This is a genomic window from Herbiconiux sp. FW305-C-125, assembly GCF_058783455.1.
The window spans coordinates 227,864-240,096 of the sequence record NZ_JBYSYO010000004.1 but is presented as its reverse complement, the minus strand read 5'-3'; the positions used below and the strand labels follow the sequence as shown (position 1 = coordinate 240,096).

Sequence of the window (12,233 nt, the reverse complement as noted above, 5' to 3'; positions counted from 1 at the left end):
CCACGATCCGGCCTCGGCCGGTCAGAGCCGCCGCTCGTGCCGCACGGGCTTGAGGCGTGCCGGCGCGTCCGTCGCCGCCGGGAACTCGCACTCGAACCAGCCCTCGTACCCGAAGAGGAAGCCGAGCGCCCGGTTTCGCACCACGAGCGAGATGTGGAAAGCGCTCCGCTCCTCGTCCCAGCGCTCGTGCAGCTCGGCGGAGCCGGAGAACAGGAGCGGGAAGCGGAACGCGAGCGGCCCCTCGTAGAAGCGTTGCTCGGCGGAGCGCAGCACGAGTCCGCCCTGCTCGTCGACGTCGAGCTCGAGGTCGACCGCGAGGTGCTGGTGGGTGCCGAGGTAGTCGACCACGACGCCGCGCCGGGCATCCAGCACCATCGTCGCGTCGAACCGCGCCGGTCGGCGTCGAACCCGGTACTCGCGCACGAAGGTGACGGTCTCACGGCCGAACGGGTCGCGGTAGGGGTAGTTCTCGATGGTGAAGGGAACCCGCACTCCGGTGTCGGCGACGAGGATGTGCCGGAGACGTCCGACGAGCAGGAACGGCACGGTCCACCACGGCCCGCGCCGGATGAGGTCCATCGTGCCGCGGCCGATGCAGGCGTAGCCGGCTTCGAGCGAGACCCCGAAGCGCCGTTGCAGCATCGGATGCAGGCGCGCGAAGCGCTCCTCGCCCAGAGCGGTGCGGAAGATCGAGTCGGTCACGCCAGCTCCGCCAAGGTGGCCGGGGCATCGGCCATGGCCCCGGCTCGTGGGAGTCGGGTGCGGCACCGAGCCGCGCGCGGCCGCTCGGCGCGCCAGAAGGCGAGCACCGAGCGCAGCCGCCAGCGCTCCGGCGGTTCGCCGGTCTCCGCCCAGATGCGGAGCCGGTCGAAGCTCCACGCCGTCAGCCACAGCACGAGGGGCCGCAGGAGCAGGTCGGGCAGCCGGCCGAATCCGGGCACGTAGTCGTACCCCGTGATGAAGCGCACGCCCTCGGGAGTGGGCCGATAGCGCCAGTACCCTCGGCCGCTGCGCAACGGCGAGAACCGGTCGGTCGTGTCGAAGGCGAGCGCTGACGTGCGGGTGCCGTCGGGTCGGGTGCGTTCGCCGAGCGAGACTCCGGTGCCACGGATGCGGTGCAGCGGCAGCGCGCGTTCGTACCGGAACCGGGTGCGGCCACGCGCATCCGTGCCGATCGGTTCGATCGCGCTGAACCGCAGGTCCCATCGCGGATGCAGCGCCGGGTCTTGCGTGAGGCGCCAGACCGTCTCGAGGTCGGCGTGGATCAGCGTCTCGCCGTACAGCCCGCGACCCCGACCCACCGGCTGCGTGCGGCTCAGACGGCGAGGAGGGAGCGCAGGGCCGAGGTGAAGATGGTGAGGCCGTCGACGCCCGAGCGCATGGCGGCGGCGGTGTCGGGGCCGAAGCCGGGCTCGACGGCGTGCTCGGGGTGAGGCATGAGGCCCACCACGTTGCCGCGCTCGTTCGTGGCCCCGGCGATGTCGTTGAGCGAGCCGTTGGGGTTGACGCCGACGTAGCGGAACGCCACCAGACCCTCGCCCTCGAGCCGCTCCAGCGTCTCGGCCGACGCGATGTAGCCGCCCTCGCCGTTCTTCAGCGGAACGGTGATCTCCTGGCCGGCCGCGTACCCGTTCGTCCAGGCCGTCGAGGCGTTCTCGACCCGCAGCACCTGGTCGCGGCAGATGAACGAACCGTGATCGTTGCGGATGAGGCCGCCCGGCAGCAGGTGCGCCTCGGTGAGCATCTGGAAGCCGTTGCAGATGCCGAGCACCGGCACGCCGCGCTCGGCGGCGGTGACGACCTCGCGCATGATCGGCGAGTGCGACGCGATGGCGCCGCAGCGCAGGTAGTCGCCGTAGCTGAAGCCGCCCGGCAGCACGACGGCGTCGACGCCCTGCAGGTCGTGGTCGCCGTGCCAGAGGGCCACCGGCGTGCCGCCGGCGAAACGAACCGCCCGCTGGGCGTCGCGGTCGTCGAGCGAACCGGGGAAGGTGACGACGCCGACCCGGGTCACGCGAGTGCTCCGGATGCCGCGGCGGCGCTGTGCTCGCCGGCCTCGTCGACCACGGTGATGTTCACCACGTCTTCGATCACCGAGTTCGACAGCAGCTCGTCGGCGATCTCGCGCACCGAGCTGAGCACGGCCTCGTCGACCGGCCCGTCGACCGTGAGCTCGAAGCGCTTGCCCACCCGCACCGCGGAGAAGTGCTCGTTGCCGAGGCGGGCGAGGGCGCCGGCCACGGCCTTGCCCTGGGGGTCGAGAAGTTCGGCCTTCGGCATGACGTCGACGACGATTTTCGGCACGGAGCGCTCCTGCGGATCGGCGGGAAGAGGTGCTGCCAGTCTACCGTCCGCCGGTCTGGGCTCGGCCTCGGGGCGATCGCCACCCGCCACCCCTGTTCGAGGGTGAAATTCTTCAGAAATTCGCCTCGAAGCCTTGAATGGATGCTTGCCCTGCCGATAGCCTATGACCCCCGTAAGGGTGACATAAGTTCAGTTCTGCTAAGTTAACCTCCGCGAAATGTTTACTCTTCCTTTCGTTACCGGAGCCTTCTAGCATGGCCGAATCCCCGTGACCCGCGAGCTCTAGGAGATCCATGTCAAAGTCAGCCACGAGATCCGTGAAAGCGGCTCTCGCGACGGTCCTCGGGGGTGCGCTGTTCGCGGCGCCTCTCATCGGGGTCGCGTCGTCCGCTTCCGCCAGCGTCGACGGAACCGGCGTCGTGATCAACGAGGTCTACACCAAGGGCGGCTCAGCGAACGCCCCCTACAACCACAAGTTCGTCGAACTCTTCAACCCGGGCGACGCCGACGTGTCGCTCGATGGCTGGTCGCTGCAATACCGCGCGACCAGCGGTTCCGGTGCGCCGAGCGGCGTCGCTGCGCTGAGCGGCACGATCGCGGCCGACGGCTACTACCTCGTGCAGATCAACGGCAACGGTGCCACCGGTGCCGACCTGCCCACTCCCGATCTCGACGTCGCGAACGCCATCAACCCCAAGGGCACCGACGGCACCATCTATCTGGCCGACACGGCCGCGCCGATCACCCTGCCCGTCGGCGACGCCGCCGGCACGGCCGACGTGGTCGACCTCGTGGGCTACGGCTCGAACACCTGGGAGGGCACGGCCACCCCGGCGCTGGCGGCCAACTCGGTGCCCGAATCGCTGACCCGCACCGACGCCGCCGACAGCGACGTGAACTCGGCCGACTTCTCCGTCGCGACCACGGTCACCCCGCAGAACTCCGCCGGCACCGATCCCACTGACCCGACCGACCCGACCGATCCCACCGACCCGACCGATCCCACCGACCCGGCCGATCCCGAGGCGCACACCATCGCCGAGCTCCAGGGCACGGGAGACACCTCACCGTTCGCCACCACCCCGGGGCCCGTCGTCACCACCACCGGTGTCGTCACCGCGACCTACGCCACGGGCGGGTTCAACGGCTACTACATCCAGACGCCCGGCACCGGCGGCGCGGTCGACCTGACCACGCACACCGCCTCCGACGCGATCTTCGTCTACTCGGCCGCCACCGCCGCATCCGTCGCCATCGGCGACTACGTGCAGGTCACCGGCACGGTCACGGAGTTCCAGGGCCTCACGGAGTTCAACGTCACCTCCGCCGATGGCCTGGTGCAGCTCGACAAGTCGACCGTCGCCGCGCCCGAGCCCGCCACGGTGGCGTTGCCTCGCGACGCCTCGGCCCGTGAGTCGCTCGAGGGCATGCTGCTCGCTCCGCAGGGCGACTACACGGTGAGCAACACGTACAGCACCAACCAGTACGCCGAGATCGGCCTGGCCTCGGGCACGACGCCGCTCATCACGCCCACCGAGATCGCCCGGCCCGGCACGGCCGAGTACGACACCGCGGTGGCCGACAACGCCGCCCGCGCGGTGACGCTCGATGACGGCGCCAGCATCAACTTCCTGCCGAACGGCGGGGGCGACAACCAGGACATCCCGTTGCCGTACCTGAAGGCGGGCGACACGGCACCGATCACCGTCGGCGCCGCGGTGAGCTTCACTGCACCCGTGGTGTTCGACTACCGCAACAACGCCTGGAAGTTCCAGCCCACCACGCAGCTCACCGCCGACGGCACCGCGCCGGCCACGTTCTCGAACGTGCGCGCCGCGGCTCCCGAGGAGGTGGGTGGCGACATCCAGATCGCCGGCTTCAACGTGCTGAACTACTTCACCACCACCGGCGACTCGCTCTCCGGATGCTCGTACTACGTCGACCGCGACGGCGACCCCGTGACGGTCAACACCGGCTGCGACGCCCGTGGTGCCGCGGAGGACGAGGATCTGCAGCGCCAGCAGGCGAAGATCGTCGCGGCCATCAACGGCCTGGGCGCCGAGGTCGTCTCGCTCGAGGAGATCGAGAACTCGGTGAAGTTCGGCCTCGACCGCGACGATGCTCTCAGCACCCTGACGGATGCGCTGAACGCGGCGCTGCCCGAGGGTGAGGGCGAGTGGGCCTTCGTGCCCTCGCCCGATGCATCCGCTCTGCCCCCCGTGGCGCAGCAGGACGTCATCCGCACCGCCTTCATCTACAAGGAAGACGCCGTGCAGCCCGTCGGTGACTCGCACGTGCTGGTCGACCCCGCGTTCTCGAACGCGCGGCAGCCGCTCGCGCAGGAGTTCGAGCCGGCCGGGGCGACGGATGACGACGACGCGTTCATCGCCATCGTCAACCACCTCAAGTCGAAGTCGAGCTCCGACAGTGCATCGGGCGACAACGCCAACGGGCCGCAGGGGTACTTCAACGGCGACCGGCTGCGTCAGGCGAACGCCTTGCTCGGCTTCTCCGACGAGCTGCAGACCGAACTCGGCACGAGCGACGTCTTCCTGATCGGCGACTTCAACGCCTACTCGAAGGAAGACCCGGCCGTGGCGATCACGGACGCGGGGTACGTCGACCAGGGTGCCAAGTCGGGCAAGTACAGCTACTCGTTCAGCGGTGCCTCCGGTTCGCTCGACCACATCTTCGCCTCGCCCTCGGCCGACGCGAAGGTGACCGGCACCGACATCTGGAACATCAACTCCGGCGAGTCGATCGCCCTCGAGTACAGCCGCTACAACTACAACGCGACCAACTTCTACGACGAGAGCGTCTACCGCTCGAGCGACCACGACCCGGTGGTCGTCGGGTATTCGTTCGGTGAGGCCGCTCCCTCGACGGTCGACCTCAACCTGCTCGACATCAACGACTTCCACGGTCGGATCGATGCGAACACGGTGAAGTTCGCCGGAACCATCGAGCAGCTGCGCGCCGAGGGCGGAGAGGACAACACCCTCTTCGTCTCCTCGGGCGACAACGTCGGGGCCTCGCTGTTCGCCTCGGCCTCGGCCAAGGATCAGCCCACCATCGACGTGCTGAACGCGCTCGAACTGCGCACGAGCGCCGTGGGCAACCACGAGTTCGACCAGGGCTACGCCGATCTGGTGGACCGCATCATGGGCCCGTCCGACGCGCCGAACGCGAAGTGGGACTACCTCGGTGCGAACGTGTACGAGAAGGGCACGACCACCCCGGCGCTGCCCGAGTACGCCCTCGAGGAGGTCGACGGCCTGACGATCGGTGTCATCGGCACCGTCACGGAGGAGACGACCACCCTTGTCTCGCCCGGTGGCATCACGTCGCTCGACTTCGGTGACCCGGTCGACGCCACGAACCGGGTCGCGGCCCAGCTCACCGACGGCGACGAGTCGAACGGTGAGGCCGACGTGATCATCGCGAGCTACCACGAGGGGGCCGGCGCGGGCACGCCCGACGGCGCCTCGCTCGAGCAGGAGATCGCGGCCGGCGGTGCCTTCGCGAAGATCGTGACCGAGACCTCGGCCGCCGTCGACGTGATCTTCACCGGCCACACGCACAAGCAGTACGCGTGGGACGGCCCGATCCCGGGTGTCACCGGCAAGACGCGCCCCGTGCTCCAGACCGGCAACTACGGCGAGAACATCGGCAACGTCAAGCTCACCGTCGACGCCACGACCGGAGACGTGCAGAGCTACACCCAGCGGAACGTGCCCCGGCTCGCCGCGGCGACCGGCGCGACCCCGGCCGAGACAGCGGCCAACAGCGCCGCGCTCGACGCCAAGCTGGTCGCGGACTACCCGCGGGTGGCGAAGGTGAAGGAGATCACCGACGCGGCGCTCGCCGCAGCGGCGATCATCGGCAACCAGCCGGTGGGATCGGTCACGGCCGACATCACCACCGCCTTCCTGGGCGGCGCCTACGGCCCCACCGGCTACGCCGGCGGCAACCGCGACGACCGTGCGTCGGAGTCGACCCTGGGCAACCTGGTCGCCGACTCGCTGGTGTCGAGCCTCAGCTCGGCCGATCGTGGCGGTGCGACCATCGGTGTGGTCAACCCGGGCGGTCTGCGTGACGAGCTCCGGTTCGCCGGCGACACGACGTCGAACCCGGCCAACACCGACGGCGTCGTCACCTTCGCGGAGGCGAACGCGGTGCTGCCGTTCGTGAACAACCTCTGGACCACGTCGCTCACGGGCGCCCAGTTCAAGACCGTGCTCGAGCAGCAGTGGCAGACGAACCCCGACGGCACCATCCCGTCGCGTCCGTTCCTGAAGCTCGGCCTCTCCGACAACGTGAACTACACCTACGACGCCGCGGCGCCGCAGGGCGAGCACGTGACGGGCATCTGGATCGACGGTGCGCCGATCGACCCGGCTGCGAGCTACCGGATCGGAACGTTCAGCTTCCTCACCTCGGGCGGCGACAACTTCCGTGAGCTGGCCAAGGGTGCGGATGCGCGCGACTCCGGTCTGATCGACCGCGACGCGTGGATCGCCTACCTGCAGGCGAACCAGGGGCTCAGCCCCGAGTTCGACCGCAAGGCCGTCGAGGTGACGGGTGCGCCGACCGAGCCGGTGCTCAGCGGCTCGACCGTGAGCTTCGACGTGGCTGGTCTCGACCTGACCTCGCTCGGCAGCCCGCGCAACACCAGCCTGACGGCCACGTGGACAGGTTCGAGCGCGACGTTCGACCCGATCCCGGTCACCGACGGTGCGGCATCCGTGTCGCTCACGGTGCCGGCTGACGCGGCGGCCGGGGCCGGGGAGTTCGTGCTCACCGCCCAGCCGAGCGGAACCGTGGTGCACGTGCCGGTCGAGGTGCTGAAGATCGCGACCGACCGCATCGACGGGCCCACCCGCTACGACGTCGCGGTGAACACCTCGAAGGAAGGCTGGAAGGACGGCGCCGACACGGTCTACGTCGTGTCGGGCGAGGTCTTCTCCGACGCCTTGTCCGCAGCTCCGGCAGCGGCGGCCGACGATGCGCCGATCCTGCTCACCACCACGACCGGCATGCCGGCCGCGGTGCGGGCGGAGATCGTGCGGCTCGACCCGGCCGACATCGTGATCGTCGGCGGCGAGAAGTCGGTCAGCGCGGCCATCGCCACCGACCTCGGCACCATCGCCGACGTCACGCGCATCGCCGGTGCCGACCGCTTCGAGGTCTCGCGGAACGTCGCCGAGGCGACCTTCCCCGACCAGGTCGACTCCGCCGTGCTCACCTCGGGCGCCACCTTCGCCGACGCCCTGTCGGCCGGAGCGGCGGTCGCGGGCACGGCTCCGGTCATCCTCGTGGACGGCTCGAAGCAGTCGCTCGACGCGGCGACCACCGACCTGCTCGACGGTCTCGGCGTGGAGGACATCGTGATCGCGGGCGGGCCGAACTCGGTCTCGTCGGGGATCTACGAAGACGCCTGGTCGATCGCCAAGACCGTGCGTCTGGGTGGTGCCGACCGCTACGCGGCCTCGCGTGCGATCAACGCACACTACTTCGACGAGGCGGGCCGGGTGCTCATCGCGACGGGTGTCACCTTCCCGGATGCGCTGGCCGGCTCGGCCTTCGGACCGCAGGTCGACGCCCCGCTGTTCACGGTTCCCGGCACCTGCGTCCCGGCGGAGACGCTGGCGCAGATCCGTGACCTGGGGGCGGAGCGGGCGACCCTCCTCGGTGGCGTGAACACGCTCACCGAGGCGGTGGAAGACCTGACCGTCTGCCAGTAGCGGCACACCCCGAGTAACCACCAGAATCCGGGGCACCGGGGCGCTTTTCGCCCCCGGTGCCCCGGATTCCGTTAATAACTCATCACGCCGACGCGGGGCGGAGGAGGATGATGTTGTTCCAGGGGTCGCTGACGGTGACGGTGCGGCCGTCGTTGGCGGTCTGGAGGCCGCGGTGGCGCATCCGCTCGTCGGTGGCGGCGACGTCGTCGGGGGCCGGCAGCACGATCTCGACCTGACCGAGCCCGAGCGTCTGCTGACGTCGCCCGGCGCCGCGCGAGTTCCACACGTTCATCGCCATGTGGTGGTGGTAGCCGCCCGCCGAGACGAACAGGGCCTGCGACCCGAACGCGGTCGTCACCTCGAAGCCGAGCGTGTCGACGTAGAAGTCGCGGGCCTGCGCCACGTCACCCACCGAGAGGTGCACGTGCCCGACGCCCGCGCTCCCCACGCGCGGGTCGGCGACGAGTTCGGGGCTCAGGTTCTGCTGCAGGAACGCGTTGGGGTCGAGGAAGAGGGTCGACATCTCGATCTGTCCGTGGGTCCAGCTCCACTCGGTGCGGTCGCGGTCCCAGTACAGCTCGACGCCGTTGCCCTCCGGGTCGTCGAAGTAGAACGCCTTCGACACCAGGTGGTCGGATGACCCGGTGAAACTGTGCGGGAACCGCGTCGCCACCGAGTACACCGCCGCCGCGAGGGCGGCTTCGGAGTCGAACAGGATGGCGGTGTGGAACAGCCCGGCCGATCGCGGCTCCGGGTTCTTCAGCTCGGGCGCGTGCTGCAGGATGACGGCGGACACCCCGCCGCGCCCGAGCACCGCGCTGTCGCCTTCGTGCGCGATGACGTCGAGGGTGACGGCGTCGCGGTAGTAGGCGATCATGCGGTCGAGGTCGCCCACGCGGAGGGTGACCGCTCCCATCACGGTGTCGGGGGCGAGGAGATCGGATGCGTTCGTCATGATAGTCAATTAAACACTTGTAACGACAACTAAATTCCCGGCTCGCCGCGGATGCTGCGCCCGCGCGTCCGCGACCCCTAGTCTGAGCGCATGGCGATGCCCAAGCTCCTCACCAGCGGTCCGTTCCGGTTCGGTTTCGTCGCGACCCTGGGCGTGCTGCTCGCGCTGCTGCTCGGCCTCGCGGTGTCGTCGCTCGCGACGGCGCTCACGCTCGTCTTCGTGGCGCTTTTCGTGTGTCTCGGCCTCTACCCGGTGGTGCAGTGGCTTGAGCGCCGCAAGTTCTCGCGGGCCCTCGCAGTGCTCACCGTCATGGCCGGGTTCGTGGTGCTGATGCTCCTGCTGCTCTGGCTGATCGTGCCGGTCGTGGTGGAGCAGCTCACCGAGCTGTTCACGTACCTGCCGCACGGCTTCGGCGAGATCGAGACCCAGGACTGGTTCGTGTCGCTGAACGACAGCTTCGGCGGCGCGCTCACGCCGGCGGTGCAGTGGTTGCAGCAGACCGCGAGCGACCCGAACACCTGGTTCGCGATCGGGGGCGGCGCCTTCAGGGTGGGCGTGAACATCCTGAACGGCACCTTCAACGTGATCTTCGTGCTGGTGCTCACCCTCTACTTCGTCGCCGGGCTCGAGAGCATCAAGGCGGCCGTCTACTCGCTCGTGCCGGCCTCAAGGCGGGAGGGCTTCATCGAGATCTCGGAGGAGATCACGAAGTCGGTGGGCTCCTACCTAGGCGGCATGGTGATCCTGGCGGCGATGAACGCGGCGTTCACCTTCCTCCTGCTGTCGATCTGCGGGGTGCGCTACGCCGGAATCATGGCGGCCCTCGCCTTTCCCATCACGCTCATCCCGCTCGTCGGCAGCGTCATCAACCTGGTGCTCGTCACGGTGGTGTCGCTGTTCACCTCGCCCGGCACCGCGCTCGTCGTGGGCATCGTGATGCTCGTCTACGTGCAGGTGGAGGCGTACGTGCTGACCCCGCGCATCGTCGGCAAGGCCATCAGCATCCCCGGCTCCCTGGTGCTGATCGGCGCGATGGTGGGCGGAACGCTGCTCGGGCTCCTCGGTGCGTTGATCGCGTGCCCGGTGACCGCATCCATTCTGATCATCATCAAGAAGGTCGTGGTGCCGCGCCAGAATCTGGCGTAGCCGCGGCGGCGCCGGCCGCCGGCACGACGCGGCGCGCCGCGAGGTCGTCGAGCAGTTCGAGCGTGCGGTCGATGGTGTCGAGGCAGCCGGCGAAGCCCGCCCGGCGCAGCTTGATCGTCGAGCTGACGTTGTCGCTGGTCGCCCCGAAGATGGCGTCGCCGAACCGCCAGTCGACCAGCGTCGCCCAAGGCGTCGGCACCAATCCGTGCCGGGCGACCATCGCATCCCACACCGGCTCGTGCAACGGCATCGACTCGGCGAGCCGGAACGGCTGCGGCTCGCCGAGCGGCATCCCGTAGTGCGCGGCGATCGCCGTGAACAGCTGCCGCCAGCGGATGACGTCGCCATTGGTGACGTTGAACGCCTCGCCGTGCGCCGCGGATGCGCCGGCCGCCCACTCGGTCGCCCGCGCGAGCAACGCCGCGTCGGACATCTGGTAGAGCACGCCGTCATAGGCGGCCCGCGGGCCCGGGAAGCGCAGCGGCAGTCCGAGCTCGCGGCTGACGGCGACGTAGGCGGCGAGCACCATCAGCAGGTTCATCGGTGTGCCCTGCGCGTGACCCATCACGCCTTCGGGCCGGAACAGCGTGACCGCGAAACCGCGCTCCGCCGCCCTCGCTTGCAGCAGGTCCTCCTGGTCGTAGTAGAAGTTCGGCACGATCAGTCGCGGGTCGTCCTCTCGCGCGGGAGTCGCGAAGGCGCCGAGATGCGCCCCGTAGTACTTCATGCCCTGATAGAGCGTCACGTGCTCTAGCGGCGCCCTGACGGCAGCCAGGGCGTCGAGTGCGTTCCGCAACAGCGCCACATTGGCATCGATCTGCTCGACCGGATGCGCCTTCTCCACGTACGCGGCGAACACCAGTCGCGTCGTGTCGCCGGCCCCCGCCGCGGCCAGCGCGTCGCGCGTCGCGGCGGGGGCGAGCAGGTCGGCCGGGACGTGTTCCCAGCCGGCCGCCCGTTCAGGCCTCCGCCGGCTCAGTCCCCGGGTGCGGATGCCCGACCTGACGAACCGCTCGACCACCGCCCGCCCGATCACCCCGCCCGACCCGGCGACGAGCGCGACCGGGTGCGCGCCCGCCGAGCCGGCCGTGCCGGCCGAGCCGGCCGCGGCGGCCGAGGCGGCCAAGGCGTCGTCGCCCGGCTCAGTCCCGCTCATCGACCACCAGCTGCACCTTGACGTTGCCCGAGGCCGTCGCGGCGATCGCGTCGTCGAGCTGTTCGAGTGGGAAGCGCGCCGTGATCACCGGCGACAGGTCGATCTCGTGACGCAGCAGGAAGGCGATCGCCTCCGGCCACACCCCGGCCGACCCGGTCACGCCGCGGACCGTGAGGTTCTTGGCCTGGATGAGCCGCAACGGGGCCGTGATGTCGTCGTCACCGCAGATGCCGATCTGCGCGATGCGCCCGCCGAAGCGCGCGAGCCCGAACGTGCTGGCGATGCCGCCCGCCGTGCCGCTCGCCTCGATCACGAGGTCGGCGCCCGACGTGTCCCCGGCTGACGCGTGGACCTCGGCCGCGCCCAACTGCCGCGCGAGCTCGCCCCGCCGCTCGGACGGCTCGATCACCACCACCCGGGCGCCCATCGCCCGCGCTATGCTGGTGCTCGCCAGCCCGATCATCCCGGCTCCGATCACCACCGCGGTGTCGCCCGGCTGAACGCCGCCGACCTCGCGGATGGCGTTGTAGGCGATGGTGAACGGCTCGATCAACGCGGCGACATCGAATCCCATCGAGTCGGGAAATCGGTGCAGCAGCCGGGCGGGGACCGCGAAGACCTCCGACGCGGCGCCGTGGTAGCTGAACCCGAACCAGTGGTTGTCGGCGATGACGCATTCGCCGACGACACGGTCGCCCGGGGAGAACCCCGTGACGTCGTCGGCGGCCGCGACCACGACGCCGCTCCATTCGTGCCCGGGCACGATCGGCGCAGGCACCGGCAGCTGCCCGTCGAGGCTGCCGTGCAGCAACTCGATGTCGGAGCGGCAGAGCCCCACCACCTTCGAGGCCACGAGCACCTCGCCGGGGGCGAGCGCCGGTTCGGGCAGCTCGTCGACGAAGGCGCGGTGGGCCCTCGTGTCCATCAG

Annotated in this window: 9 protein-coding genes; 2 read left to right on the top strand and 7 right to left on the bottom strand. The window is 69.9% G+C overall.

From position 1 onward, the window contains the following. Positions 1–21 precede the first annotated feature (21 nt). The 4 genes from AC3WLB_RS13015 to purS are packed head-to-tail and all read right to left on the bottom strand — an operon-like array spanning position 22 to position 2,304. A complete protein-coding gene (locus AC3WLB_RS13015) occupies positions 22–702 on the bottom strand; it encodes a DUF4166 domain-containing protein (protein WP_492506590.1) in 681 nt (226 codons plus the stop codon). Next, positions 699–1,301, bottom strand: a complete 603-nt coding sequence (locus AC3WLB_RS13010) for an SRPBCC family protein (protein WP_492506588.1) — start codon at positions 1,299–1,301, stop codon at positions 699–701. Before AC3WLB_RS13010 ends, AC3WLB_RS13015 begins: the two co-directional genes overlap by 4 nt. A gap of 14 nt (positions 1,302–1,315) precedes the next feature. Further along, a complete protein-coding gene (gene purQ, locus AC3WLB_RS13005; RefSeq protein WP_492506586.1) occupies positions 1,316–2,014 on the bottom strand; it encodes a phosphoribosylformylglycinamidine synthase subunit PurQ in 699 nt (232 codons plus the stop codon). After that, on the bottom strand, positions 2,011–2,304 hold the full coding sequence (gene purS, locus AC3WLB_RS13000; protein WP_022898349.1) for a phosphoribosylformylglycinamidine synthase subunit PurS: 294 nt from the start codon (positions 2,302–2,304) through the stop codon (positions 2,011–2,013). Before purS ends, purQ begins: the two co-directional genes overlap by 4 nt. A 293-nt stretch (positions 2,305–2,597) precedes the next feature. Between purS and AC3WLB_RS12995 the strand changes: the two genes are divergently transcribed. After that, positions 2,598–8,048, top strand: coding sequence for an ExeM/NucH family extracellular endonuclease (locus tag AC3WLB_RS12995; protein WP_492506584.1), 5,451 nt, complete (start codon positions 2,598–2,600; stop codon positions 8,046–8,048). Positions 8,049–8,130: 82 nt separating this feature from the next. On the opposite strand, the gene AC3WLB_RS12990 is transcribed toward AC3WLB_RS12995, so the two are convergent. Further along, the gene (locus AC3WLB_RS12990; protein WP_492506582.1) at positions 8,131–9,003 is read right to left on the bottom strand and encodes a VOC family protein; all 873 of its coding nucleotides are present in this window, start codon (positions 9,001–9,003) and stop codon (positions 8,131–8,133) included. Between the two features lie 90 nt (positions 9,004–9,093). Between AC3WLB_RS12990 and AC3WLB_RS12985 the strand changes: the two genes are divergently transcribed. Next, positions 9,094–10,149: an AI-2E family transporter gene (locus AC3WLB_RS12985; RefSeq protein ID WP_492506580.1), complete on the top strand. Its 1,056-nt coding sequence runs from the start codon at positions 9,094–9,096 to the stop codon at positions 10,147–10,149. Here the strand turns inward: AC3WLB_RS12985 and AC3WLB_RS12980 are convergent. Both AC3WLB_RS12980 and AC3WLB_RS12975 read right to left on the bottom strand, forming a co-directional pair. Continuing rightward, the gene (locus tag AC3WLB_RS12980) at positions 10,112–11,305 is read right to left on the bottom strand and encodes an SDR family oxidoreductase (protein WP_492506578.1); all 1,194 of its coding nucleotides are present in this window, start codon (positions 11,303–11,305) and stop codon (positions 10,112–10,114) included. The genes AC3WLB_RS12985 and AC3WLB_RS12980 overlap by 38 nt on opposite strands. Further along, positions 11,292–12,230: a zinc-dependent alcohol dehydrogenase gene (locus AC3WLB_RS12975; protein ID WP_492506576.1), complete on the bottom strand. Its 939-nt coding sequence runs from the start codon at positions 12,228–12,230 to the stop codon at positions 11,292–11,294. The genes AC3WLB_RS12980 and AC3WLB_RS12975 overlap by 14 nt, the downstream gene beginning before the upstream one ends. Positions 12,231–12,233: the final 3 nt, after the last annotated feature.

What these genes read in the sequence shown, in the direction of transcription:
- AC3WLB_RS12995 (WP_492506584.1), top strand. Translation starts at nt 2,598, where the DNA reads ATGTCAAAGTCAGCCACGAGATCCGTGAAAGCGGCTCTCGCGACGGTC.
- AC3WLB_RS12990 (WP_492506582.1), bottom strand. Translation starts at nt 9,003, where the DNA reads ATGACGAACGCATCCGATCTCCTCGCCCCCGACACCGTGATGGGAGCG.
- AC3WLB_RS12985 (WP_492506580.1), top strand. Translation starts at nt 9,094, where the DNA reads ATGGCGATGCCCAAGCTCCTCACCAGCGGTCCGTTCCGGTTCGGTTTC.
- AC3WLB_RS12980 (WP_492506578.1), bottom strand. Translation starts at nt 11,305, where the DNA reads ATGAGCGGGACTGAGCCGGGCGACGACGCCTTGGCCGCCTCGGCCGCC.
- AC3WLB_RS12975 (WP_492506576.1), bottom strand. Translation starts at nt 12,230, where the DNA reads ATGGACACGAGGGCCCACCGCGCCTTCGTCGACGAGCTGCCCGAACCG.